25 protein-coding genes and 1 tRNA gene are annotated in these 23,887 nt (G+C 33.3%); 9 read left to right on the forward strand and 17 right to left on the reverse strand.

Going from position 1 to position 23,887, the window contains the following annotated elements:
- Nucleotide 1 precedes the first annotated feature (1 nt).
- The gene (locus LBV24_RS05330; RefSeq protein ID WP_224477552.1) at nucleotides 2–1,345 is read right to left on the reverse strand and encodes a TolC family protein; all 1,344 of its coding nucleotides are present in this window, start codon (nucleotides 1,343–1,345) and stop codon (nucleotides 2–4) included.
- A 7-nt stretch (nucleotides 1,346–1,352) separates the two neighbouring features.
- Nucleotides 1,353–1,958, reverse strand: a complete 606-nt coding sequence (locus tag LBV24_RS05335; RefSeq protein WP_224477553.1) for a TetR/AcrR family transcriptional regulator — start codon at nucleotides 1,956–1,958, stop codon at nucleotides 1,353–1,355.
- 121 nt (nucleotides 1,959–2,079) lie between these two features.
- On the opposite strand from LBV24_RS05335, the gene LBV24_RS05340 reads away from it, so the two are divergent.
- Nucleotides 2,080–3,054, forward strand: coding sequence for a polyprenyl synthetase family protein (locus LBV24_RS05340; RefSeq protein ID WP_224477554.1), 975 nt, complete (start codon nucleotides 2,080–2,082; stop codon nucleotides 3,052–3,054).
- Nucleotides 3,054–3,401, forward strand: coding sequence for a hypothetical protein (locus tag LBV24_RS05345; protein WP_224477555.1), 348 nt, complete (start codon nucleotides 3,054–3,056; stop codon nucleotides 3,399–3,401). The genes LBV24_RS05340 and LBV24_RS05345 overlap by 1 nt, the downstream gene beginning before the upstream one ends.
- Here LBV24_RS05345 and LBV24_RS05350 read toward each other — a convergent pair.
- From LBV24_RS05350 to LBV24_RS05405, 12 genes are all read right to left on the reverse strand, one after another.
- Nucleotides 3,398–3,865, reverse strand: a complete 468-nt coding sequence (locus tag LBV24_RS05350) for a c-type cytochrome (RefSeq protein ID WP_224477556.1) — start codon at nucleotides 3,863–3,865, stop codon at nucleotides 3,398–3,400. The two genes, LBV24_RS05345 and LBV24_RS05350, sit on opposite strands and share 4 nt — an antisense overlap.
- 118 nt (nucleotides 3,866–3,983) lie before the next feature.
- Nucleotides 3,984–6,251 (reverse strand): TonB-dependent receptor domain-containing protein, encoded by a 2,268-nt coding sequence (locus LBV24_RS05355; RefSeq protein WP_224477557.1) that lies wholly within the window; start codon nucleotides 6,249–6,251, stop codon nucleotides 3,984–3,986.
- Between the two features lie 81 nt (nucleotides 6,252–6,332).
- A complete protein-coding gene (locus LBV24_RS05360) occupies nucleotides 6,333–6,677 on the reverse strand; it encodes a hypothetical protein (protein ID WP_224477558.1) in 345 nt (114 codons plus the stop codon).
- Nucleotides 6,678–6,784: 107 nt separating this feature from the next.
- The gene (locus tag LBV24_RS05365) at nucleotides 6,785–7,204 is read right to left on the reverse strand and encodes a hypothetical protein (protein ID WP_224477559.1); all 420 of its coding nucleotides are present in this window, start codon (nucleotides 7,202–7,204) and stop codon (nucleotides 6,785–6,787) included.
- Nucleotides 7,205–7,234: 30 nt separating this feature from the next.
- Nucleotides 7,235–8,017 (reverse strand): ABC transporter permease, encoded by a 783-nt coding sequence (locus LBV24_RS05370; protein ID WP_224477560.1) that lies wholly within the window; start codon nucleotides 8,015–8,017, stop codon nucleotides 7,235–7,237.
- Nucleotides 8,010–8,717: an ABC transporter ATP-binding protein gene (locus LBV24_RS05375; RefSeq protein WP_224477561.1), complete on the reverse strand. Its 708-nt coding sequence runs from the start codon at nucleotides 8,715–8,717 to the stop codon at nucleotides 8,010–8,012. Before LBV24_RS05375 ends, LBV24_RS05370 begins: the two co-directional genes overlap by 8 nt.
- On the reverse strand, nucleotides 8,711–9,952 hold the full coding sequence (locus tag LBV24_RS05380) for a nitrous oxide reductase family maturation protein NosD (protein WP_224477562.1): 1,242 nt from the start codon (nucleotides 9,950–9,952) through the stop codon (nucleotides 8,711–8,713). The genes LBV24_RS05375 and LBV24_RS05380 overlap by 7 nt, the downstream gene beginning before the upstream one ends.
- Nucleotides 9,953–9,961: 9 nt before the next feature.
- Nucleotides 9,962–10,390, reverse strand: a complete 429-nt coding sequence (locus LBV24_RS05385; protein WP_224477563.1) for a nitrous oxide reductase accessory protein NosL — start codon at nucleotides 10,388–10,390, stop codon at nucleotides 9,962–9,964.
- Nucleotides 10,387–11,004 (reverse strand): hypothetical protein, encoded by a 618-nt coding sequence (locus tag LBV24_RS05390; RefSeq protein WP_224477564.1) that lies wholly within the window; start codon nucleotides 11,002–11,004, stop codon nucleotides 10,387–10,389. Before LBV24_RS05390 ends, LBV24_RS05385 begins: the two co-directional genes overlap by 4 nt.
- 89 nt (nucleotides 11,005–11,093) lie before the next feature.
- The gene (nosZ, locus tag LBV24_RS05395) at nucleotides 11,094–13,046 is read right to left on the reverse strand and encodes a Sec-dependent nitrous-oxide reductase (protein WP_224477565.1); all 1,953 of its coding nucleotides are present in this window, start codon (nucleotides 13,044–13,046) and stop codon (nucleotides 11,094–11,096) included.
- A gap of 27 nt (nucleotides 13,047–13,073) precedes the next feature.
- On the reverse strand, nucleotides 13,074–13,658 hold the full coding sequence (locus tag LBV24_RS05400; RefSeq protein ID WP_224477566.1) for a fasciclin domain-containing protein: 585 nt from the start codon (nucleotides 13,656–13,658) through the stop codon (nucleotides 13,074–13,076).
- A 25-nt stretch (nucleotides 13,659–13,683) separates the two neighbouring features.
- Nucleotides 13,684–14,163, reverse strand: coding sequence for a c-type cytochrome (locus LBV24_RS05405; RefSeq protein WP_224477567.1), 480 nt, complete (start codon nucleotides 14,161–14,163; stop codon nucleotides 13,684–13,686).
- A gap of 122 nt (nucleotides 14,164–14,285) precedes the next feature.
- On the opposite strand from LBV24_RS05405, the gene LBV24_RS05410 reads away from it, so the two are divergent.
- On the forward strand, nucleotides 14,286–14,717 hold the full coding sequence (locus LBV24_RS05410) for an RrF2 family transcriptional regulator (protein WP_224477568.1): 432 nt from the start codon (nucleotides 14,286–14,288) through the stop codon (nucleotides 14,715–14,717).
- On the opposite strand, the gene LBV24_RS05415 is transcribed toward LBV24_RS05410, so the two are convergent.
- A complete protein-coding gene (locus LBV24_RS05415; protein ID WP_224477569.1) occupies nucleotides 14,718–15,269 on the reverse strand; it encodes an alpha-ketoglutarate decarboxylase in 552 nt (183 codons plus the stop codon).
- Between the two features lie 109 nt (nucleotides 15,270–15,378).
- On the opposite strand from LBV24_RS05415, the gene LBV24_RS05420 reads away from it, so the two are divergent.
- Entirely contained in the window at nucleotides 15,379–18,132 is a 2,754-nt protein-coding gene (locus LBV24_RS05420; RefSeq protein WP_224477570.1) for a 2-oxoglutarate dehydrogenase E1 component, read from the forward strand.
- Nucleotides 18,133–18,178: 46 nt separating this feature from the next.
- Nucleotides 18,179–19,390 (forward strand): 2-oxoglutarate dehydrogenase complex dihydrolipoyllysine-residue succinyltransferase, encoded by a 1,212-nt coding sequence (gene odhB / locus LBV24_RS05425; protein ID WP_224477571.1) that lies wholly within the window; start codon nucleotides 18,179–18,181, stop codon nucleotides 19,388–19,390.
- 506 nt (nucleotides 19,391–19,896) lie between these two features.
- Here the strand turns inward: odhB and LBV24_RS05430 are convergent.
- Together LBV24_RS05430 and LBV24_RS05435 are read right to left on the reverse strand one after the other, a co-directional pair.
- A complete protein-coding gene (locus LBV24_RS05430) occupies nucleotides 19,897–20,523 on the reverse strand; it encodes a response regulator (protein ID WP_224477572.1) in 627 nt (208 codons plus the stop codon).
- Nucleotides 20,524–20,572: 49 nt separating this feature from the next.
- Nucleotides 20,573–21,025: a retropepsin-like aspartic protease family protein gene (locus LBV24_RS05435; RefSeq protein ID WP_224477573.1), complete on the reverse strand. Its 453-nt coding sequence runs from the start codon at nucleotides 21,023–21,025 to the stop codon at nucleotides 20,573–20,575.
- Nucleotides 21,026–21,073: 48 nt separating this feature from the next.
- Between LBV24_RS05435 and LBV24_RS05440 the strand changes: the two genes are divergently transcribed.
- From LBV24_RS05440 to LBV24_RS05455, 4 genes are all read left to right on the forward strand, one after another.
- Entirely contained in the window at nucleotides 21,074–21,841 is a 768-nt protein-coding gene (locus LBV24_RS05440; protein WP_224477574.1) for a TatD family hydrolase, read from the forward strand.
- Nucleotides 21,841–22,869 (forward strand): asparaginase, encoded by a 1,029-nt coding sequence (locus LBV24_RS05445; protein WP_394371116.1) that lies wholly within the window; start codon nucleotides 21,841–21,843, stop codon nucleotides 22,867–22,869. The genes LBV24_RS05440 and LBV24_RS05445 overlap by 1 nt, the downstream gene beginning before the upstream one ends.
- 75 nt (nucleotides 22,870–22,944) lie before the next feature.
- Nucleotides 22,945–23,032: transfer RNA gene (locus LBV24_RS05450), tRNA-Ser, on the forward strand.
- A 75-nt stretch (nucleotides 23,033–23,107) separates the two neighbouring features.
- Nucleotides 23,108–23,878, forward strand: a complete 771-nt coding sequence (locus LBV24_RS05455) for a MotA/TolQ/ExbB proton channel family protein (RefSeq protein WP_224477576.1) — start codon at nucleotides 23,108–23,110, stop codon at nucleotides 23,876–23,878.
- Nucleotides 23,879–23,887: the final 9 nt, after the last annotated feature.

Below are 23,887 nucleotides of genomic sequence, written 5' to 3' on the forward strand. Positions count from 1 at the left end.
TTTAGTATTTGCTCGGTGTGTTTGTTATCGTTTCTAATTCTGCTTTAGCATTTATTACATCTAGCATAGTTTGAAGCAATTGTTGCTGCGCACTATAAAGTTGAGTTTGTGCTTGTCTTAATTCAAAACTTGATCCAATGCCCTCAAAGAACTTGGTCTCATTTTTTTGAGCGATACGCTCAGCTAAATCTAAGTTTCTCTTTTTATTAAAATAGTCTTCTGTTGCAAACTGGTATTTGCTTTTTGCAGTTGCTATTTGAAGTTTAAGGAGTTGTTCAACCTCCGTAAGGTCATCCTTGGCTTTTTCTAAATTAATTTTTGCCCTTTGTGTAGCGGCACCTCGCATTCCCGAACTGAAAATGGGAATGTCTAGATTTAAACCTAATAATGAAAAACCGAACCACTCTGTATTGTTGTCTAGAAACACAAAGTCATCTGCGAATGTATTGTACCCTCCATTTATAAAACCACTTAACCTTGGCAATGCTTTACTTTGTTCAAGCTTTACTAGTAGCTCTTTAGATCTTTTGTCGTTGTCTGCAATTTGATAGTCAAGTGTCACAGTAACATCACTTTCTGCATTAATTGTTTCATTAGCTAAATTTTGGAAAGCCAATGATTCTAAGGTATCTGTAAGTTCTAAGGGAGCACTATATTCTATACCTAAAGTAATGTTGAGCATTTGATATGCAATTACTTCTAATCGCTTTAGATTGTCATAATCACTTTGAAGGTTAGAAAGTGTTATCTGAAGTTGTTCAACACTTTCTTGTTCCTCAAGACCGTTTTCGTAAATCTTGGTTGTCTCATCTAAATTATCTTGAATAACAGAAATATTTTTCTCTATTATTTTAACGCCTTCAATTGACACAAGAACATTTCCATAGGCATTAATTACAGCTTCCCTAACTTCTAAATCTGTTTTGGCTTTTGCATTTTTAGAAATTTCTAAAAAAACCTTTGTAGACTGCAATCCTACAATATAAGATCCATCAAATATCAGTTGATTTAATGTTGCTGTTGCTGTAGCATTTTGTTTTGTACCAAAGATTACTTCTGCAAATTCTCCAGGATTGCCACCAAAGAATTCAGCAGGTATTACTGAGACCTGTTGTTTTAAGAAGTTTTGATAATTAATACTTGCATCGAGTTGAGGTAATCCGGTAGCAATGGTTTCCCATTTCTGTTTTTCGGCAACTTCAATATCTCTGGTAGCATTTTTTGCCGTTCTATTGTTTTCTAAAGCATAATCAATAGCTTCTTGTAAGCTTAGTCTTTCAGGATATTCCTGACTAAAGCCTAAACTAAATAGCAATAAAAATATTAGTATTGATAAATGTTTCATTCTAATTTTATGATTGATTTTTAGTAATAAACGTATTTAAAATTGTAAATCCTTTTTCGGTAACAATTGCTCTTAGATGGTACTCCAAGAAGTTTTCAATTAAATATTCCATCGAGAATTTGTTGCGCGGAAATATAGCTTCATCCTTAATACCTGTCATACCGTTAAAGTAGAGCCTTGCAATAAAGTCAACATCAATATTTGGCCTAAACAATTTTGTTTCAATTCCTTTTGTAAGACTTTCGGAAACGGATTCGTGCATTTTTTCAAATTGTCTTGTTTTTAATGCATCGTGAATGTTTGGGTAATATTTCTTTAATTGAAATATTGGTGAAGCTTGTTCATTTTTTAAATGTTGCATCACAAACATTTTTATATCGTACAGCTCTTCAATTGGGTTGTTTGCATCTAAACAAATACAATCTATCCCGTCGCATATATTTTCAAATAGTGTAAATGTTACTGCCTCTACCAGTTTGGTTTTATTGTTAAAATGCACATAAATGGTTTTTTTGGATATACCCAAAGCATTGGCTATATCGTCCATTGTTACACTTTTAAAACCTAGGGTCAGAAATAATTCTGAAGCCTTATGTATAATTTTTTCTCTCATAATTGAATTGGCAAATTTAGGCTAGGAAACTTTAAAAACAAAAAAAGTTTCCAAAGTTTTAATAATAATTTAACATCGTTAACATTAGCTTAAACCATGATGAAAGTTTTATTTTTGCGTTATGCAAAAGATTGAATCCTACCAGAAATTATTCATTGATTATTTAAATAAATATGCTGTTGACAAAGAGCCGAACAACCTCTATGAGCCAATAAACTATATTCTTAAACTTGGCGGAAAACGTCTTAGACCAGTCCTAACTCTAATGACTGCAGAAGTATTTGGTACTGAAGCTAATTTGGCATTAGATGCCGCATTATCTGTTGAGGTATTTCATAATTTTTCATTAATTCATGATGATATAATGGATGATGCACCTTTGAGAAGAGGAAAGCAAACGGTTCATGAAAAGTGGGATTTAAACACTGGAATTTTGTCTGGTGATGCTATGTTGATATTGGCCTATCAATTATTTGAGAATTACGAGTCTCAAAAATTTCAATCCCTTGCAAAACTATTCAGTAAAACGGCTCTTGAGGTTTGTGAAGGGCAACAATATGATATCGATTTTGAAACGAGAAACGACGTAACTATTCCTGAATACTTAAAAATGATTGAGTATAAGACAGCTGTTTTGGTTGGTGCTGCGATGAAAATGGGGGCTATTGTAGCTGGAGCGTCTCAAACGGATCAGCAATCTATTTATGATTTTGGAAGGTATTTGGGTATTGCATTTCAATTACAGGATGATTATTTGGATGCTTTTGGTAATCCGGAAACATTTGGGAAGCAGGTTGGTGGTGATATTCTTGAAAACAAGAAAACGTATTTATATCTAAAAACACTAGAATTAGGTTCTGATTTACATCAAGACTTATTATTAAAAACTATTAATAATGATGAGATCTCAGATGACCTTAAAGTAAAATCTATTAAAGATTTATTCACTGATTCAGGTGCTTCTAGTGCTACCCAAGAAGCGGTCAGAGAATTTACGGATGAGGCATTCAAGGTACTTGAAACTCTAAATATTTCTGAAGACAAAAAACAAGTGTTGCAATTGTTTGGTGAACAACTATTGAATAGACGTGTTTAATGAGTCTACCGAAAACATTTGATGATTTAATTGAAGAGGCTGAGGCATTAAAACTTTACAAGAAATTAATTATTCAGCTCAATAAAGACTTACTGCTGGCCAATATAGATTTAGAGTTTAATATAGATACTTTGCCAACTAGTTTAAAGTTGTTATTACAAGAAACGGTTTATCATCTCATACAAAACAAGTTTTCAGATTATTTAAATCTGCTATACCAAGTAGACGTTTCTGAGAATAAAATACGTCAACTAGATACTGAAGATATCGTAAACCTATCTGAAAATGTTACTTTTTTAATTCTTCAAAGAGAATGGCAGAAAGTATGGTATAGAGCTAAAAGTTAGAGAGTTCTAAAATATTCTAATATTGCTCTAGCTTCGTCCTTAGTTACATTTTGACTTACCATTGGAGAACCGTTGTATTCTGCTAAAAGATCTTTAGCCAATGGATCTTCTTTAACCATTTTTTCTGGGTTTAATATCATATTCATTACCCATTCTGGTGATCTACGCTCTAAAATTCCTTTTGGAGCTGGCCCAATGAATTTTTTATCAACCATATGGCAGGCAATACATAATTTGCCATATATTTCCTCGCCCGTTTTGGCTAATTCTTCATCAACTACTAACGGTAAATCTACAGATGTTATGGATCCAACACCTTTGTTTTTTAAATCTACACGTTCTGACGCTGGCACCTTCTCGGCATCAGATTTGCCATAACTAACACCATTAGATTTTTTACTTTCACCGCAAGTAAAAACAGTTATACAAACGGAAAGACATAAGAGTTTAATTAAATACTTCATAAAGAATTAAAATTTTAAGCAAGCACAAGTTAAAATTAATTATAAAAAAAGTTGTGTCAAATTTTATAATTTAAAATTCAACACAACCTTTATAATTGTTGTTTTTTAAATACAGATTTTAAAACATAAAGTTTACTGATACATACGCATTTCTGCCAGGTGCATAAATTGCGAGATTTTCACCTCTAACAGATCTGCTTAAATGTTCATAGTAGTATTCATCAAATAGATTATTAATTCCGCCCGTTAGTTTGCCAGATTTTGAAAATTGATAGGCAACTCTAAAATCTAACTTTGAAAACGCAGGTGTCTCCGTTTCACCAAATTCTGATGAAATACGAGATTGCTCTAAAACGTATCTAAAAGTTAGTTCAGGGAATAATTTTCCTTTGAGGTAATTTCCCGATAGCGTATATCTAAAATCTAAAGGTGCAATTTCAGGTAAGGGCTCATCGCGCTCTAGGTCTTCAGCATAGGTGTAGGCTATTCCTGCTTGGTGTTCAAGATTTTCAAGTATTTCTTGTTGCCAATTAATTTCAAAACCTGTTTTAAAGGCATCTTTTATATTAGTAAATCGTCTCACACCAGGACTCATAGGTAATCTTGGTGTAAGATTTGGGTCAATGTAAGATGAAATAAAATCCTGAAGGTATCCTGCAAACAAATCTACATTTACAATTGTAGTTTTATCTTGCCAATTGAATGTAATATCTATCTGATTATTTATCTCTGGATTTAGTTGTGGATTACCAACTAGTTCATATGGATCTTGTCCGACTGGAAAATAATTTATATACCTTTCTGTAAGACCTCCACTGCGTTGTGCTCTTGCAACCCATAGTCCTAACGAAGCATTTGTACCTAATTTTCTTGTTAAGCCAAAACTAAAGCTAGGGTTAAATTGTGTAATATTGGTAGCGTCATTAACCTCTTCAAATTCTTCGGCAAGATTATTTATTTCTCCACTGTTAAATTCTAATCTAGAAGATAATACGGCCTTTGTTTTATTGATGTTGAACTGATATTCTGCAAAAAGACTTGTTTTTGTAATATTACTATTTAACCACACATTATCACTAATAGTGTTTCCAGCATTTGGACCCATAAGAAACTCTCGATCTCTAGTTCCGTCTGCACCTTCTTTTCTAAAATCTGCTCCAGCAAATAGTTTTGAATTGTCAAAATACCAAATACCTTCAGATCTCCCTCCAAAGTTATAAGTTGTTGCATTTGTTTGAGCGTTAAGCATTCTAGGATCTAGTGGTTTCATTAAATTATCCATTAAATGATCAACAAAGGATGCAAAAGCGGTGGTATTCAAAGAGCTTAAATGTTTTTTATTAAAAGATACATCATGTCTTAAATTAAATAGCCACGTATCATCCTTTCTTAAATCCATTGGTAAGGCTGCAAAATCAGCATCTCTAGCAATATTATAAACAGCTGATAATCTTAGTTGCTGAGTTTCGTTTAATTTAATTCCTAAATTAGTTCCGAAACTTCCTCGATTAAAACCTGCGACAACCTCATCATCGTTGCCTGTTGTGTAATTCTCACCTTGAGACCAAGAACTAAAAAATGTGACATCATGTGTTTTGCCACTAAGGCCAACAAGCCCTTCATTTCTTAAGATATTTCCATTTCCGTCATAACCACTAGACACTCTTCCATAGATGTCATTTTTTTCTGTGAAATTTAATGGTTCAGGAATAAAATTTATTGTAGCGCCAAATCCAGTGCCATATCTTAGAACATATGGTCCTTTGAGAATTTCTATGCGATTTAACATATTTGGAGCCATTTGACTTGTCGGTGGATCCATTCGGTTAGGACAGGCCGCAGTTGCACTTTGAGCACCATTTAGTACTACATTAAGCTGATCATATTTATAGCCTCTAAAAACAGGGTCAAATCCATAAGCACCTCCTTTTACGATACTATTTATTGATGGATTTTTGTTGAGTATAGCAGCGGCATCATGTGCTAGTTGATCCCTGTATTCTAATTCTACATCCTCACTTGGGTTTTTCTTAGATCTTAAAGAAATTACAGTAACTGGTTGAAGATTTATAGATACAGGCGCCTTGTAAATTGTTTTTTCAGATTTTAGATTAAGTACTTCGGCATCATCCAACGACCATTCACTATAGTTGATATGAGACAGGTATAAGGTTTGCCCTTTTTCATAATTAAAACTGAAATTACCTTTGTTGTCAGTTATACCATTCTGGTTACTATATTTAAAAGTTGCACCTACAATTGGCGATGAATTTGTAATGTCAAGAAGTTGTACATCTATTTTATTTTGTGCATAAGTTGCAATAGATAAAAATACAAGCATAAGGGTCATGACAGCCCTATTAAGTAATGTGTTTTGTAAATACATAACTACTTTTTTGTTGATTTATGTCATAAGTGAAAGCTCCGAATTGAATTAAAATTTCTATTCGGTTATTAAAAAGATATGTTATGCAAATGCCTTAGGAGGATGTAAAATTTTACGAATAATTTCAAGTGGTATTACGTCTTGATGATGAATGAATTTATTCTTTGTGTAATCAATGAAGTAATTTTTTGAAATTATGGAAGATTCTTTTTTGGTAAGAATAAAATATGATAATTCTATTCTGTTTTTAATTTGTAAAGGTTGGTTTTCCCCTTGGTTATTTGCTTCTTTTAATTGTTTGTTTAATTGGCATTTACCGTTACAACCTTTTTGTTCTTCTTTTTGAATACAAAGAGTTTTGGCAATTAAGTCTTGATTGATCACAAAATCAGTAACAACAACAATAGTATTGATGTTATTGGCCATTAAAACTAAAGTTAATATTAGCGCTGTGGCTTTATGAATAAACCGGATTAGCATGGCGCTAATTTCGGACTAAATTGTCTTAAATAACCTGATATTTATCAGTTGATTTAAGTTTTGAAGTAATTAAAATAAGTTGATACTAGTGACTTCAGGTGGTTGATTTTAGAATTAAGATTATCAGTGTTTTCAGTATCCTTTATTTCGGATATTTTTTCTAGAATAGGGACTAATACAATATGTAATTGATCATGTGCTATGCCTTTCATATCACAACTCTTAATAATATAGCTGGTTTCATTAGAAAGTGCATTACCTAATACTTTACCATCAAGTTTTGGGATATTGTTAAGTATAGAATCTATCCGAGTCATACCTACATGTGTCTCTTCATTTGCAACCCATTTTTCGTTGTTGTTGAGTGTTAATCCTTCTAATTTTATTGGTTGCGAATCAGCACTTTTACTTTCGTTTATACAACCAAGAGCAAAGATGAGAAAAAGGGCAAATAATAAATGTTTTGAATTCATAATATAGTATAGTTTAAAGCTAATAATTAATTAAAAATCCTTTTTCCTAGACTTAAATACTATTCTAAAAACTGGCAATATTACCCAAACCAATAACATTACAAATGAAATAATGAGCCCGAAACTTGTACCAAAGAACTGTTTAAAAACGGCTCCGGTATATCCTAATAAGGCAGATATATCTAGCTTTAATAGTATAAGTGTTCTTGATAAATCAATTGGGTTGAGCATAGTGCCAATGAGTGACACCTTATCTAAAGGATAATCTTCAAAAATTATAAGTGACATTAAAAAAAGGCCATCATAGATAATGGCTAGAAATAACCACATGAGGATAGCATAACCAAAACCTTTAATTTTATTTTCATGGGATAGTGCTATATTAAATGCCAATGCACTAAAAATAAAGGTTAAGAATACACCAACTATTAACAATAATGAGAAGTCCCAAATAGCACTAGACTTAAATAATCCATATGCAATAAATGGTAGGCCTAAACCGATAATTAAACTCATGGATAAGGAAATTGCAACTCCTAGATATTGCCCTAGAAATATTGAGGAACGTTTTAAGGGTTGTGCTAACAAAAGCTCCGTAAACTCTTTGGAATTATAATAGTACATAACCCCAAATATGGTGCCTATTAATGGTACTAAAACGATAATAACATTCATTAAGGTTATGACGGCTTTTGATAAGTCGTTATTAAGAAATAGAAGTACTATACCTAAGAGTAAATAGAAGCCTAAGTATACATAGCTCCAGCTACTGCGCATTAAGTCGTAAAAACTATATTTTAAAATTTTAAGCATGGTTTTCAATTAATATGTTAGCAATGGCATGCTCAAAATCTTTTTCTTTTGTTTTTTCTTGGAGAGCTTTGATGCTTCCTCTGAAATAAATTTTCCCTTCTAGTATAAATACAATTTCATCCGCCACTTCTTCAACAAAACTCATAATATGAGAAGTTATTAAAATGGCTTTTCCTTTTTGTTTTTCGGTAGCAATAAGTTCCTTTAAGCGTATTAATGAGATCGGGTCTAAACCTGTTGTAGGCTCATCTAAAATTATAATTGGACTGTCAAACATAAAGGTGAGAACTATATTTACTTTTTGTTTAGTGCCACCTGATAATGTTCCTAGTTTTTTGTTTAAAAATGGTTCAAGTTTAAAGGTTTCAATTAGCATTTGATCTTTATCCGTTGCACCCCTTAGATCCTTAATCATTTTTATTAACTCAATAACTTTTAGGTTGCTTGGGAAATTAGCAATTTGAGGCATGTAATCTATTTTATGCCTGTAATCGGAGCTCTTTTTTATGTCAGAATCAAATACTTTGATGCTTCCTTTGTTAGGGATTACCATACCTAAGATGGATTTGATAATTGTGGTCTTACCAGAGCCGTTTGGCCCTAGTACGGCGAATATCCCACCTTTATTAATATTGAGGTCTACACCATTTAGAACATTGTTTTTGCTAAACGACTTATGTAAATCTTTAATCTCTACCATTCTACTTGGGTCATTAACGGTTGGTTGTCTATAAGGTTTTCTGGTGTAAAGACAGGGGAAACTTTTTCAGAAAAATCAATAATGTCTATAAATAAACTCCTTAATAGAACAATACTTTCAGGTGTGCGATTTACCAAGTATGAAAACAATTTCACGGGTCTATATGGTGTGTCGCCAATATTATCTTTGTTCAAATCATAACCTGTATAGTTGCTCCAATAATTATTTTCAAATTTGTTGCTATTTAATTTACCAGAATATGATAAATCGAAGGAATTGTAAAGAAAGTTATTTCTGGAGTATATATTATCATAACATGCACCATGAACTTTTATGGCATATCCATTGTTTTTAAAGGTATTTTCAAAATAAGTGATACGGTTTGTGCCGTCTGCATTAATTCCTATCGTATTATCTTCAAAAACGTTGTGCTTTAATTCGGCATCGTTGATTTCTTTGAGAAGAATCCCATATGAAGCAGTTCCCCAGTTTCTCTTAAATGTATTATTAAACATCTTGATACGTTTAGAAAACATTACGGCTACACCAGCACCATTAGCCTCAAAAATGTTCTTCTCATAAGTATTGTCATTAGAAAACATAAAATGTAGACCATAGCGCATGTTTTCTGTAGAGTAGTTGTTGGCTATATAACTACTATTACCAAATTCTAAATAGATACCATCACGCATTCTGCGAACATCATTGTTAGTGATTTTTACATTTTCGCAGTGCCATAAATGAATGGCATTACCCGAATCTGCTTCAGCTTTTCCTTGACCAGAAATAATATTGTTTTTAACTATTCCATCTTTAGATTTTTGAATTAAAAACCCAAAAAAGGCATTATCTACTGTGATATTTTCGATAACAAAGTCGTAAGATTTAAACAACAAAATACCAGCATATTCTTTAGTGTAACTTATTTTGATATTCTTAATTGTAAGATTTTTTATTACGATGTCAGTAGCTTCTACAGAAAAGCCATAGCCATTGTTTTCAGTATCGATTATCGTTCCATTTTCACCAGAAATATGAAGTGATTTTTTATATATGACAATGTTAGACTCATTGTAAATACCTGCTTTAATAAAAATCTTATCTCCACTTTCAGAGCTATCTACTGCAGTTTGAATAGAGTTAAAATCACAACCTGCTTCACATACTGTTTTGGTTTCTGCAGTTGCGAAGTAGGTAGTGATGATAAATATTATAATACTAAAACGTATTTTCATGGTACTCCGCTAATTGAGTTTTTTAAAAATACCATCCCAGTCGTAGAATTCAGCGGATGAACTATTTATTAGCTCCTTAACGTTACTTTTTGTTGCAAAACCAGTCAAGTTTGCACCCATAGGACTTGAAATTTCCTCACATATAACATAGTTAGCTGTTTTGGCATTTGTCATAGTACCAGGAGCATTATAATCTGTAATTAGGAGATTGCTTTTGGATATTAAATTTTGCTTGTCGTCTAAAAAACGAATCATACATTCAATAGCGTCAAACTTGTACTGTTTACCTTTATCCGTCACCATTTGAGCAGCATGTGTTTTAGTAACAATTGTCATTTGGCAGTAATTACACATATCACTACCGTAATTTATAGGTTGTGGATTAGTACTACAACTGAGAATTACAAGAAATAATATAATAAGCCACAAACGCTTCATGCCTGATTAGTTTTTCTTTTTTTATTGCCTACAATATAAGCTATAAATGTTAAGAACATACCAAATCCCATCATATAGGCACCTGTATGTGGATACGAGTGGGCGACAAAATTTAAGATGTGCTTAGTGCCAAACAATGGTGGTTTATAACTCAAAGGATTACCATCTGCGTCAGTCATTTTCATTATCGCTTTAGGATCGAGGTTTGTACCATAATCTACCATCCAGGCATTAAAATCGTACATACCTAAAATACCTAAAACACACATTATTATTAACCAAGTTAAAAACCAGTTTGGTGATATACCTTTGAACAAACCTAATAAGCCAATAAAAATTCCTAAGAGCGCCATTCCTCCAACTACTTTTGGAAATACGCTAAACTCCCACATTTCTTCTGGTTTTGGTAATTTCCGCATACCAATGTAATGGTTAAGTCCATCGATATTTTGTAAATCGTGTTTTTCTTTTCCTTGAAGACCATCAAGATGGATATTCATTCCTATACCACTTGGATATTGAGGTGCTTCAAGACTAATACTCCATAATGGGAATATAAATAAACCCAATAGAAGTGCTGAGCCAACAATCATAATAATACTTGCTGATTTCATTTTATTGTATTTTAAAAGATAAAAAGGGCGAGCTTGTCACTCGCCCTATGAGTTAAATAACATCTAAACACTAAAACTATTTAACCCTTTTATTCATCTAACGTATATTTTAGGGGAACATTAGAATTTTTCCCAGATACTCGTACATATCCTTGCATCTCTTGGTGTAGTGCAGAACAGAAATCCGTACAATAGAATGGCCATACTCCTTCACGTTTTGGTTCCCAAACTATAGATTTGGTTTGTCCTGGCATCACTAAAATTTCGGATGTATTGGCGCCAATTATTGAGAATCCATGAGGTACATCAAAATCTTGCTCTAGGTTAGTAATATGGAAGTAAACTTTATCACCGACTTTGATTCCTTCAATATTATCAGGTGCAAAGTGGCTTCTAATGGTTGTCATATTAATATGAACCTCGTTTCCATTTCGAGTAACTTTAGCTTCTGCTTCACTCTTAGCTGCATATGGATGTTCATTTTCAGAAAGCTCATAATATTTTTTACTCTTATCCTTAATAACATCTGCGCGTATACCTGCTGCATAGTGAGGTTCACCATGAGTTGGGAAATCAGATAATAATTCCATCTTATCTCCTGAGATATCATACAATTGTGCAGAGTGCTCTAGTTCTGGACCAGTTGGTAAATAACGGTCTTTAGTTATTTTGTTCATAGCCACTAAGTACTTGCCAAATGGCTTACGAGAGTTACCACCTGGTATCATTAGGTGACCAACTGAATAAAACGTTGGTTGTCTGTCTAATACTTCAAAAGTTTCTAAACTCCACTTAACAACTTCAGAAGAAATAAAGAATGTAGTATATGCATTACCCTGGCCATCAAACTCAGTATGTAGAGGTCCTAAACCAGGTTGAGTTACGACACCTGCAAGCGTATTTTCATAAGACAATACTGGGATACCGTAAGAATCATCCACAAAATCTTTGTTTTCAATAGCTGTTATCATTTTATCAAAATCATAAACACTTAAATCTGTAGATAATTTACCGCTACCAATAATAAATTGACCTGAAGGATCAACATCACAGCCATGAGGCGACTTAGGTATCGGGATATAAAAAACTGCACCTTCAACTTCTCTCGGATCTACCATAGTGACACCTTCTTTCATGGTAGAAGTAGCCATATGTGTTTTATCATCATATACATTATGAGCATAAGTTCCAGGTGCTTTTTTACCACCACCGTTTTTAACGTAGTCAACAATTTTTTTCCAGTTTACTGCAGCAACATAATCTTTGTCATTTTGTGATGCATTAACTTCCATCAAAGTGTTTGCTTCTTCGGTATTATAACTTGTAAAGAAGAACCAACCATGAGATTTATTTCTGCCAGGATGTGCTAAGTCATAATTGAAACCTGGCATATTTAACTGAAACTCTAAGTTCATTCTACCGTTTTCTGCTATACTAACAAAAGAAAGAGGTCCTTTAAATTCTCCTTTCATGTCACTAATTGGCATATCCCGTTGAGGATTTGGCACTGCGAAACGTGTACCTGCTACAATGTATTCTGTGTTTTCAGTAACGAATGAAGAAGCGTGGTTACCAGCACTATTTGGTAACTCAATTATTTCCTCAGTTTCAAATGTTGCTAAACTTACACGAGCAATACGTGGCGTGTTGTTTTCATTTATAAAAATCCAACGGCCATCCAATTCACCGTTTGTTTGCGAAATATCAGGATGGTGAGCGTCTCCCCAAGGCACAAAACCAAAAGATGTATTTAACATCGCTTTGGTTTCTTCAGAATAGCCATATCCTGAGGTTGGGAATTGCGAGAATACAGGAATTTCCTTAAGCATACGTCCACTAGGTAGACCAGCTACAGTAATATTACCACTATAACCTCCTGAGAAGAAAGCATAGTACTCATCATGTTCACCCGGCGCAACATAAACTTTTTCAGCCTTGCTCGAAGACATAGCGCCAGAATTACTATTGCTATTGTTATTACCACAATTTGTCATAAAGATAAGTGCAGCAATACCCAATACATATTTACCTATTTTGTTCATATAATTTTATTTTAAATAGTTGATTTTTTAATCTTTCGGTAGAATGACATCTTCGGTAACATGTACCCAGCCATTACTTACATTTACAGTTCCTAATATTTTGACACCATCCACAAAAAGCTCACCATCTTTTTCGGTAACTTCTAAATACTTCCCTGATGCCATATATAGTTTACGGCCTTTTTCAGCATTCTTTTTTAGCATATCAATAGGATAGTTGCTTGGTGCAACATGATTAGTAAGGATAAAAGCTAATGTGCCTTTATTTTCTGGTTTTAGAAGATCATTTAATGTGGCTTCATCAATTTTGGCGAATGCCGCATTGTTAGGAGCAAATACAGTTAAAGGACCAACATTTACTAATGCGTTTTCCACACCTGCTGCCTGTACTGCCGTTACTAAAGTTGTATGGTCTTCAGATTGAATAGCTAATTGTAATGCATTTGGTGTGCCTCCTTTATCCTCAATAAAAGCTTGTCCAGTTTTTTCACTTGAGGCTTCATTTGCTGAGGTTTCATTTGTTGAGTTTTCGGATGATTTTGCTGAATTATTACAGCCTATAAAGCATCCAAAAACCACAATTATTAATAGTGATTTAATTGTTGTTTTCATTGGTTTGAATTTAGAGTTAGTATTTTTAAAGTGTTCTAAAGTATTCTAGAACAGCTCTTGCTTCTTCTTGCGTCAAATTTTGATTTGCCATTGGCGAACCATTAAATTCCATAAGTAGATCTCTTGCTAACTGATCTTCTTTAACCATCTTTTCAGGATTTAAAATCATATTCATTACCCATTCTGGTGAACGTCGTTCTAAGATTCCTTTTGGTGAAGGGCCAATAAATTTCTTTTCGGCCTTATGACAAGCAGTACACATTTTATCGTAAACCTCTTTACCATGTGCTGCTAATTCATCATCTACCACAAGTGGTAAATCTACTTTGGTTATTGATCCAGCCCCTTTGTTAGATAATTCAACCCTTTGAGAGGCAGGGACTTTACTTACGGTTTTTGCAGGCTCCTTTTTACCATATGATACGTCTTCTTTTTTATCATTACCACCGCAACAGAAAAGCGTTAGTGATAAAACCAGGACCAGGATTTTTGTTAGTGTTCTCATTTTATATACATTTAATAGAAAGCAAATTTAGATTGGAGAATGAGATTATAATATGATAAATATCATATTTAAGACAAAAAAGTCTTTTTTATATTTGTAGTTATAGAATTAGTGGATAATATATGTTTTCGAATACAGTAAAATATGCGATAAAAGCCGTTTTATATTTGGCGGCTTACTCGGATGAGTCTAATAAAATAATGATTAAAGATATTGCTAATCCTATAAATGTTCCGATGGCTTATATTGCCAAAATTTTACAAGATTTATCAAGAAAGAATCTTGTATCTTCAAAAAGAGGTCCAAAAGGCGGCTTTTATTTAAGCGACAATAACCTAAAAGGAAATGTTCATGATTTGATAGAAGCAGTTGAGGGAGATGATAGAATTAGTTCCTGTTTGCTAAGCCTTAGCGAATGTAATGCCAGTAATCCATGTTCTTTACATGACTTAGCCTATAAGGAAAAGCAATTTTTAATGCAAAAATTAAAGGAAACTACTTTAAAAACCTTGGCTCAAGATTTAAAAGAAGGAAAAACAGTTTTGCCATTATAATTAAAACCAAAATCTAACAAAAGGCATCCAAGCTTCTGGCTGTATACTTTTATCATCATCGTACAAGACGTCATATCTAATACCAAAAGTCATTCGTCCACTTGTATATCCAACACCTAAGAATAATGCAGGATACCAATAACTATCATCTGCATTACCAACAAAATTTTGATCAAAATCTCTATTAACATACAACTGTTCAAACTCGGTAGAAAGCTGCACGGTTCTTGCAGGAGTAAATAGACCAATAACACTACCACCAACTACTGTGGATTTAAACAAATCTTTTTGAGAACTATATTGAAAATTTAGACCAACACCTGTAGAGACATATGGGCTTAATCTATACAAGGCATTAGGTGCCAAAGCACCACTAAAATACCCATCGCCAAAATTAATTCCAATTCCACCTCCAAATTGAACATTTTCCCAAAAACTACTTTTACTATCTAAAGTGTTTTGGGCAATTGAAGAACTGTAGAAAAAACAAGTAATTAATAAACAAAAAATTAAAGATTTGGAATTATATGTAGTTAAAAAAAATAGCTTCATAATTTTATGATTTTCTGTTTGTGATAAATATAGTAAAACCATATTTATATTTGTTAAATGTTGTATTTTTGAAGAAATTTTTTGAAACGACAACGTTTGATAAAAAGTAATGGATAAATATTCCTTTCTCAACGCAGCACATACGGCATATTTTGCTGATTTATACGACCAATATCTTAAAAATCCTGATTCTTTAGAACCAAGCTGGCGAGCCTTTTTTCAGGGTTATGATTTTGGGACTGAAAATTATGGCATGGAGGGTGAAATAGTAGAAGGTGTTTCTACCCAAATTCCCGAACAATTACAAAAAGAGTTTCAAGTTGTAAAATTAATTGACGGTTACAGAAGCAGAGGACATTTATTTACTAAAACCAATCCTGTGCGTGCTAGACGTAAGTATGCACCGACCTTAGAAATAGAGAATTTTGGTCTAGAGCAAAAGGATTTGCAAACTGTTTTTTCAGCAGGTGAAGTTATAGGAATAGGGCCAAATACATTGCAAGTAATTATTGATCACCTAGAAAGTATTTATTGTGACTCAATAGGTGTAGAGTATATGTATATTAGAAAGCCTGAAGAGATTGAATGGATTCAAAAAAAGCTGAACGTTAACGATAACCACGCCAATTTTACAGCAGACGAAAAGAAATATATTCTTAAAAAATTAAATCAGGCTGTAGCTTTTGAATCTTTTCTTCATACAAAATACGTTGGTCAAAAACGTTTTTCACTAGAAGGGAACGAATCATTGATACCAGCAGTTGATGCCATTATTGAAAAAGCTGCTGACGAAGGAGTTAAGGAGTTTGTAATGGGCATGGCACATCGTGGACGATTAAGTACATTGACTAATATTTTTGGTAAATCGGCAAAGGATATTTTTAGCGAATTTGATGGTAAGGACTATCAAGAGGAATTATTCGATGGAGATGTAAAATATCATTTGGGTTGGACCAGTAATAGAGAAACCTATAACAACAAAAAAATAAATATAAGTATTGCTCCCAATCCTTCACACTTAGAAACTGTTGGTGCAGTTGTGCAAGGAATTGCTCGAGCAAAACAAGATAAGGAAGAAATTGAAGATGCTTCACAGGTACTCCCTATTGTTGTACATGGTGATGCAGCAATTGCTGGACAAGGCTTGGTTTATGAGGTGGTTCAAATGGCCAAATTAGATGGTTATAAAACCAATGGTACTATCCATATTGTTGTAAATAATCAAATAGGGTTTACTACCAATTATCTAGATGGTCGTTCAAGTACTTATTGTACAGACGTTGGTAAAGTTACCCTATCTCCTGTGATGCATGTTAATGCAGACGATGCGGAAGCAGTGGTACATGCTGCACTTTTTGCACTTCATTTTAGAATGCGATTTAAACGAGACGTTTTTATTGATCTTCTCGGATACAGAAAATATGGTCATAATGAAGGTGATGAACCTAAATTTACACAACCGCTTTTATATAAAGCGATTGCTAAACACAGAAATCCAAGAGATATCTATGCGCAACGATTGATAGATGAAGATGTTATAGATGAGGGTTATGTTAAGTATATTGAAGCTAAGTATAAAGAACAGCTTGAAGAAAAATTAGTAGACTCTCGTAAAGAAGACAAAACTGAGATAACTGCATTTATGCAGGAAGAATGGAAAGGATTCACTAGAGTTAGGGAAAACACCATGATGGAAACTATTGATACAGCAGTGCCAAAAACTGTATTAAGTGACATTACTAATGTTATTTCTAACCTTCCGTCAGATAAAAAGTTTATAAGAAAAATTCAGAGGTTAGTTGAGTCACGTCAAACTATGTTTAATGAAGATCGTTTAGATTGGGCCATGGCAGAACATTTAGCCTATGGTTCGCTGTTAAACGAAGGATTTAATGTAAGGATTTCGGGACAGGATGTTGAGCGAGGTACTTTTTCACATAGACATGCAGTAGTTAAAGTAGAGGATAGTGAAGAAGAAATAATTCTATTAAAGAATGTTTCAGAGAATCAGGGTCAATTCAATATTTTCAATTCATTGTTGTCAGAATACGGTGTTGTTGGTTTTGATTATGGTTATGCCATGGCAAGTCCAAATACACTAACAATTTGGGAAGCACAATTTGGAGATTTTAGTAATGGTGCTCAAATAATGATTGACCAATACATATCTTCTGGTGAAGATAAATGGAAAACTCAAAACGGTTTGGTAATGTTACTACCACACGGTTATGAAGGCCAAGGTGCTGAGCACTCTTCTGGGCGTATGGAACGTTACCTACAATTATGTGCAAGGGACAATATGTTTGTGGCAGATTGTACAACACCTGCAAATATGTTTCATTTGTTGAGAAGACAGATGAAGGCTAACTACAGAAAGCCGTTAATCGTATTTACACCGAAGAGTTTATTGCGTCATCCAAAAGCGGTATCAACAGTCGAAGATTTTTCAAATGGTAGTTTTCAAATGTTGATTGATGATGATTCGGTAAAGGTAAATGATGTAAAGTCGGTAGTATTTGTTACCGGTAAATTCTATTACGACTTGTTAGAGGAAAGAGATAATCTGAAAAGAAAAGATGTTGCTTTAGTGCGAGTGGAGCAATTATTTCCTTTGCCAGCAGAAGCCATGAGAATGGTGATAAAGAAATATAAGAATGCAGATGATATGGTTTGGGCACAGGAAGAACCTAGAAATATGGGTGCTTATTCACATATTTTAATGCATTTTGATGAGGCAAAACAATTTAGAGTAGCAAGTAGGAGGGCTTATAGTGCACCTGCAGCAGGTAGTTCTGTACGCTCTAAACTGAGACACCAAGAAGTAATAAATTTTGTTTTTGATAAATCTAAAAACAATCAGTAAAGAATATTAAATACAACTCAAATTAAAGCTTTAATAAAATAAGTCCATGATTTTAGAAATGAAAGTGCCTTCACCAGGCGAATCAATAACTGAAGTAGAAATAGCAGAGTGGTTAGTAGAAGATGGTGATTATGTTGAGAAGGATCAAGCCATTGCAGAGGTAGATAGTGATAAAGCTACATTAGAACTTCCAGCTGAGGCCAGTGGTACAATTTCACTTAAGGCTGAAGAAGGCGATGCAGTAGCAGTAGGTCAGGTTGTTTGTTTAATCGATACGAGTGCTGCTAAACCAGAAGGCCAATCTTCCGACACTAAAGTTGAGAAAAAAGTGGAGTCTGCACCTGTAAAAGAAGAGGTAAAATCTACTGAGGCTAAAACTTATGCTACTGGTACACCAAGTCCTGCAGCCAAAAAGATACTTGACGAAAAAGGAATTGAGGCAACTTCGGTAAAAGGAACCGGAAGAGATGGCCGTATTACTAAAGATGATGCTGTTAAGGCCGTACCTTCTATGGGTTCTGCTAATGGTGGTAATAGAGGAAGCTCTCGAAGCAAAATGTCAATGTTAAGACGTAAGGTTGCTGAACGATTGGTTGAGGCTAAAAATACAACAGCCATGTTAACTACTTTCAATGAGGTTGACATGTCCCCAATTTTTGAACTTAGAAAGGAATACAAAGAAGATTTTAAAGCAAAGCATGGCGTAAGTCTAGGCTTTATGAGTTTCTTTACTCTGGCAGTTGTTAGAGCATTAAAAATGTATCCTGCCGTAAACTCAATGATTGATGGCAAGGAAATGATTACCTATGATTTTTGCGATATAAGTATTGCTGTTTCAGGACCAAAAGGATTAATGGTACCGGTAATTAGAAATGCTGAAGAGTTGACTTTTAAAGGTGTTGAGTCAGAAGTTAAAAGATTGGCAATAAGAGCTAGAGATGGTCAAATAACAGTAGATGAGATGACGGGTGGTACATTTACCATATCAAATGGTGGTGTATTTGGTAGTATGTTGTCCACTCCAATTATTAACCCTCCTCAGAGTGGTATTTTGGGTATGCATAATATTGTAGAAAGACCAGTTGCCGTTAATGGAAAAGTTGAAATTAGACCAATAATGTTTGTGGCTTTATCTTACGATCATAGGATAATTGATGGCAAGGAATCGGTTGGTTTCTTGGTAGCTGTTAAAGAGGCTTTAGAGAATCCTGTAGAATTATTAATGGACAATAATCCTAAGAAAGCACTCGAAATGTAATTTAGATTTAAAATTATTTATAAAGAAAAAAGCGCAACTGGAGAGGTTGCGCTTTTTTTGTTCTTGTAATTACTAACTTAAAAGAACAACTAACTAAAATTAACTAAAAAAATTAACTGCCACATTGGCTGATACCACAAAGACGGAACATATGATTAATAATGCAATAATGATCTTGTCCTTTTTTGTAGTATTCTCTTTAATGGTATTCATGATAAAAATATGTTTTAAAGAAAGCTCTGGATTAGCAAAAACCAGAGCTTTTCAGAATTTAATCTGAGGCTTACGATTAATAGCAATGTAAAGGTGTAAAATAATGTAATACAACACAATACGTAACCTTACGTATATTTAGTTATATCATAAAAAAAGAGCCTCGAACAAAATGTTCAAGGCTCAAATAATCCCCTAAGAACTAATTAATAGCTCGTTATTAACCCTTAATTAATAACACTGTAAAGATTGTAAATAAATTAATACAAAACTATACGTAACCTTACGTATTTTTAAGATAAATGATTTTGGTTTTCTTTAGCCCAAATTAGAAGACTATTAGGCGATCTATCAATATTTAATTTTCTTATAATGTGGCTTTTATGTTTCTCCACGGTCCTTGGTGAGCAGTGTAATTCCTCTGCAATTTCCCTTGCAGTTTTATTTTTTGCAATAATCTTTAAGATTTTTAACTCAGTATTTGTTAAACTATTTAAGAGAGAAGAAGTATTGTCAATTTCAATATATGATATTAATTCTGGGCTGAAGTAGGGCTTATCTTTAACAACTGAGGAAATACAATTTTCAATTTCTTCTAAGGCAAACTCTTTTAGAACATAACCAAAAACACCAAGCCTCTTTGCCTCAAGATAAATACTCTCTTCTTTTTCAAGAGTAATAAGAACAATTTTAGTTTTAATTTTAGCCTCTTTACATTTTTCAGCAATTTCTAAACCTGTCAAAAAGGGCATCTTAATATCTAAAATCGCAATATCTGGAGAATGTGCTTTTATTAAAGACAATGCAATTTTGCCATTTTTGGCAGTGGCCAATAGGTTGTAATTCTTTTCGGTTAAAAAGTCTTGAAGACCTTTCAATACCAAAGGATGATCATCAGCAATAATGATGGTTGGTTTCATTGCTCTATTTTAGAATACCTGAAATGTGAAGATACTAAGATTCTTTCATTCAAGAAATTTCTTTCATTTTTAAATACAGATATTTTTTTTCGTAATCAATAATTGCTTTCCCTTTTTTTAAAACATCTGCACCAATAATACCATCCACAGGCTCAGCATTGTGATTTATGAGTCCTTTGTTTACATGAGACAAATTAAACAGAATTAAAGCAACCCTGTTTTTTTCCCACTTTCCAATTTTTAGGTTGTTTGATTTAGAAATTTTCGTTGCCATATCAGATGCTCCAGCACCAACAGCCTTAATTTCAGAATCTTTGACCTTTAAATTAAAACGATCTATGGCTTCAAAACCAACGCAACTACTTGAGGCACCAGTGTCTAAAATAAAACGTCCTTTAATACCATTTATAGAAGCCTTAATTTCAAAATGATTTGTTTTGGTGAATTTTAATTTAATTTTTGAATACCCTTTAGCTAAAAGAAAGTCGCGTAACGTTTCCATTTTTTGAATTTGTGTAAATATAATATACTAAACAATTACTTTTGCAACATGATAATAACAGACACGCATACCCATTTATATAGTGAATCATTTGATGAGGACAGGTCTGAAATGATTAAACGTGCGATTGATAAAAATATTGAGCGATTTTTTATTCCGGCTATAGATTCTACTTACACCAAATCTATGCTACAATTAGAGAAGGATTTTCCAAATCATATATTTCTAATGATGGGATTGCATCCAACACATGTTAAGGAGAATTTTAAAGAAGAACTTGCACATGTTGAGGAGATGTTATCAAAACGAAAGTTTTATGCTGTAGGTGAAATTGGTATTGATTTGTATTGGGATAAATCTACTTTGGATATTCAGATTGAAGCCTTTAGACATCAAATTAAATTAGCAAAGATGCATAAACTTCCAATTGTAATCCATTGTCGCGAGTCGTTTGATGAAATATTTAATGTATTAGAGCAAGAAAAATCAGATGATTTGTTTGGTATTTTTCATTGTTTTACTGGTACAATTGAGCAAGCACATAAAGCCATTTCATATAATATGAAATTGGGTATAGGTGGTGTAGTAACCTTTAAGAATGGGAAAATAGATCAGTTCATAAATCAGATTGATTTAAAACATATTGTTTTAGAAACGGATGCACCCTATTTAGCACCAAAACCATATAGAGGTAAACGTAATGAAAGTTCATATATAATTAAGGTTCTAGAAAAATTGTCCGAACTTTATAAAATGAATATCCAAGATATTGCATCAATAACTACTGAGAATTCTAAAACCGTTTTTGGAGTATAATTATGAAAAAGCAAAATATTCTTCTTATTTACACTGGTGGTACAATTGGTATGGTAAAGGATTCTCATACTGGTACTTTAAAGGCATTTGATTTTGATAGTTTGCTGATAAAAATCCCAGAATTAAGATTGCTAGATTGTAATATTGAAAGTGTTTCTTTTGATAATCCCATAGACTCCTCTAATATGAGTCCTTTGTATTGGGAAGCAATTGCCAGGATAATTGAAACCAATTACACCAGTTTTGACGGTTTTGTGGTTTTGCATGGAAGTGATACCATGAGCTACTCCGCATCGGTTTTAAGTTTTATGCTCGAGAATTTAGAAAAGCCAGTGATATTTACTGGGTCACAATTACCAATTGGCGATTTGCGCACAGACGCGAAAGAAAATCTAATCACCTCTATACAACTTGCGTCACTGCACGATGATGGTAAGCCAATAATAAGAGAAGTATGTTTATATTTTGAATATAAACTCTACAGAGGAAACAGAACCACTAAAATCAACGCAGAACATTTTGAAGCTTTTGATTCACCAAATTATCCAACATTGGCCGAGTCAGGTGTACATTTAAAGATTAATCATGAGTTCTTGAGAAAGGAAGAATTTAAAGATGATCTTATTGTTAGAACAGAGTTAGATACAAATATTGGAGTATTAAAATTATTTCCTGGGATATCAGAGCCATTTGTTGAAACTGTGTTGAGCGCTAAAAATTTAAGAGGATTAATAATTGAAACCTATGGATCTGGTAATGCTACAACAGAAAAGTGGTTTATTAATCAACTTAAAAACGCTATCAATAGAGGATTGTATATTATTAATGTAACACAATGCTCAGGTGGTAGCGTAATAATGGGGCAATACGAAACGAGCTCACAACTAAAATCTATTGGTGTAATATCTGGAAAGGATATTACAACTGAAGCTGCAGTCGCCAAATTAATGTATCTCATAGGATATAATATTAAAGTAGAAGAATTCCAATATTATTTTGAGAAACCACTGAGAGGTGAACTGACTTAAAATTAACGCCTCAAATTTTAGTGTTTAAAGTTTTTTTCGTTATTTGGCGTTCTGTAATTTTAATTTAAAATTTACAGAGAGGTGGCCGAGTGGTCGAAGGCGCACGCCTGGAAAGTGTGTATACCTCAAAAGGGTATCGAGGGTTCGAATCCCTTCCTCTCTGCTTATATTTTAAGCTTTGATTACATTATTTTTTTTATCTTTAACACTTTAACTAATTAAATTAAGATTAAGAACAATGAAAAGATTATTTTCTATCCTTGCCATAACATGTTTAATGGCTATCGGAACTGTTAATGTAAATGCAACAACATATGCATCAACAACAGCAACTGTAACAACAATAACTCAAGATGATGCAGATGCGTCCGGTGAAGATTTGAGTTTCCATCAAGAATTAAAAAAGCGTTTTATTGAAGGTGGCCCTGGCTTTATGGGTATTGTACTATTATGTTTAATTCTTGGATTAGCAATTGCTATTGAGAGAATTATCTTTTTAAACCTTTCAACAACAAACACAAAGAAATTAACTCAAAACGTAGAAGATGCCTTAGCATCAGGAGGTATTGAAGCGGCTAAAGAAGTTTGTAGAAATACAAAAGGACCTGTTGCATCTATTTTCTATCAAGGATTAGATAGAGCTGACGAGGATATCGACGCTGCTGAAAAAGCTGTTGTAGCTTATGGTGGAGTTCAGATGGGTCAGTTAGAAAAGAATGTATCTTGGATTTCTTTATTTATAGCATTAGCACCAATGCTTGGTTTCATGGGTACGGTAATTGGTATGATTCAGGCCTTTGATAAAATTGAAGCTGCAGGTGACATGCAACCATCATTAGTAGCAGGTGGTATTAAAGTAGCACTTTTAACAACAGTATTTGGTCTTATTGTTGCGATTATACTTCAAATTTTCTACAACTACATCATTGCAAAAATTGATAGTATTGTTAATGACATGGAGGATGCATCTATCACATTGATGGATTTATTAGTAAGACACAAAAAATAAAAGACCACT

The sequence above is a fragment of the Winogradskyella vincentii genome, assembly GCF_020166345.1.
GTDB lineage: Bacteria > Bacteroidota > Bacteroidia > Flavobacteriales > Flavobacteriaceae > Winogradskyella > Winogradskyella vincentii.

Excerpts from the sequence above, each read along its gene's own strand:
- LBV24_RS05330 (WP_224477552.1), bottom strand. The coding sequence starts at position 1,345 with ATGAAACATTTATCAATACTAATATTTTTATTGCTATTTAGTTTAGGC.
- LBV24_RS05335 (WP_224477553.1), bottom strand. The coding sequence starts at position 1,958 with ATGAGAGAAAAAATTATACATAAGGCTTCAGAATTATTTCTGACCCTA.
- LBV24_RS05340 (WP_224477554.1), top strand. The coding sequence starts at position 2,080 with ATGCAAAAGATTGAATCCTACCAGAAATTATTCATTGATTATTTAAAT.
- LBV24_RS05345 (WP_224477555.1), top strand. The coding sequence starts at position 3,054 with ATGAGTCTACCGAAAACATTTGATGATTTAATTGAAGAGGCTGAGGCA.
- LBV24_RS05350 (WP_224477556.1), bottom strand. The coding sequence starts at position 3,865 with ATGAAGTATTTAATTAAACTCTTATGTCTTTCCGTTTGTATAACTGTT.
- LBV24_RS05355 (WP_224477557.1), bottom strand. The coding sequence starts at position 6,251 with ATGTATTTACAAAACACATTACTTAATAGGGCTGTCATGACCCTTATG.
- LBV24_RS05360 (WP_224477558.1), bottom strand. The coding sequence starts at position 6,677 with ATGGCCAATAACATCAATACTATTGTTGTTGTTACTGATTTTGTGATC.
- LBV24_RS05365 (WP_224477559.1), bottom strand. The coding sequence starts at position 7,204 with ATGAATTCAAAACATTTATTATTTGCCCTTTTTCTCATCTTTGCTCTT.
- LBV24_RS05370 (WP_224477560.1), bottom strand. The coding sequence starts at position 8,017 with ATGCTTAAAATTTTAAAATATAGTTTTTACGACTTAATGCGCAGTAGC.
- LBV24_RS05375 (WP_224477561.1), bottom strand. The coding sequence starts at position 8,717 with ATGGTAGAGATTAAAGATTTACATAAGTCGTTTAGCAAAAACAATGTT.
- LBV24_RS05380 (WP_224477562.1), bottom strand. The coding sequence starts at position 9,952 with ATGAAAATACGTTTTAGTATTATAATATTTATCATCACTACCTACTTC.
- LBV24_RS05385 (WP_224477563.1), bottom strand. The coding sequence starts at position 10,390 with ATGAAGCGTTTGTGGCTTATTATATTATTTCTTGTAATTCTCAGTTGT.
- LBV24_RS05390 (WP_224477564.1), bottom strand. The coding sequence starts at position 11,004 with ATGAAATCAGCAAGTATTATTATGATTGTTGGCTCAGCACTTCTATTG.
- nosZ (WP_224477565.1), bottom strand. The coding sequence starts at position 13,046 with ATGAACAAAATAGGTAAATATGTATTGGGTATTGCTGCACTTATCTTT.
- LBV24_RS05400 (WP_224477566.1), bottom strand. The coding sequence starts at position 13,658 with ATGAAAACAACAATTAAATCACTATTAATAATTGTGGTTTTTGGATGC.
- LBV24_RS05405 (WP_224477567.1), bottom strand. The coding sequence starts at position 14,163 with ATGAGAACACTAACAAAAATCCTGGTCCTGGTTTTATCACTAACGCTT.
- LBV24_RS05410 (WP_224477568.1), top strand. The coding sequence starts at position 14,286 with ATGTTTTCGAATACAGTAAAATATGCGATAAAAGCCGTTTTATATTTG.
- LBV24_RS05415 (WP_224477569.1), bottom strand. The coding sequence starts at position 15,269 with ATGAAGCTATTTTTTTTAACTACATATAATTCCAAATCTTTAATTTTT.
- LBV24_RS05420 (WP_224477570.1), top strand. The coding sequence starts at position 15,379 with ATGGATAAATATTCCTTTCTCAACGCAGCACATACGGCATATTTTGCT.
- odhB (WP_224477571.1), top strand. The coding sequence starts at position 18,179 with ATGATTTTAGAAATGAAAGTGCCTTCACCAGGCGAATCAATAACTGAA.
- LBV24_RS05430 (WP_224477572.1), bottom strand. The coding sequence starts at position 20,523 with ATGAAACCAACCATCATTATTGCTGATGATCATCCTTTGGTATTGAAA.
- LBV24_RS05435 (WP_224477573.1), bottom strand. The coding sequence starts at position 21,025 with ATGGAAACGTTACGCGACTTTCTTTTAGCTAAAGGGTATTCAAAAATT.
- LBV24_RS05440 (WP_224477574.1), top strand. The coding sequence starts at position 21,074 with ATGATAATAACAGACACGCATACCCATTTATATAGTGAATCATTTGAT.
- LBV24_RS05455 (WP_224477576.1), top strand. The coding sequence starts at position 23,108 with ATGAAAAGATTATTTTCTATCCTTGCCATAACATGTTTAATGGCTATC.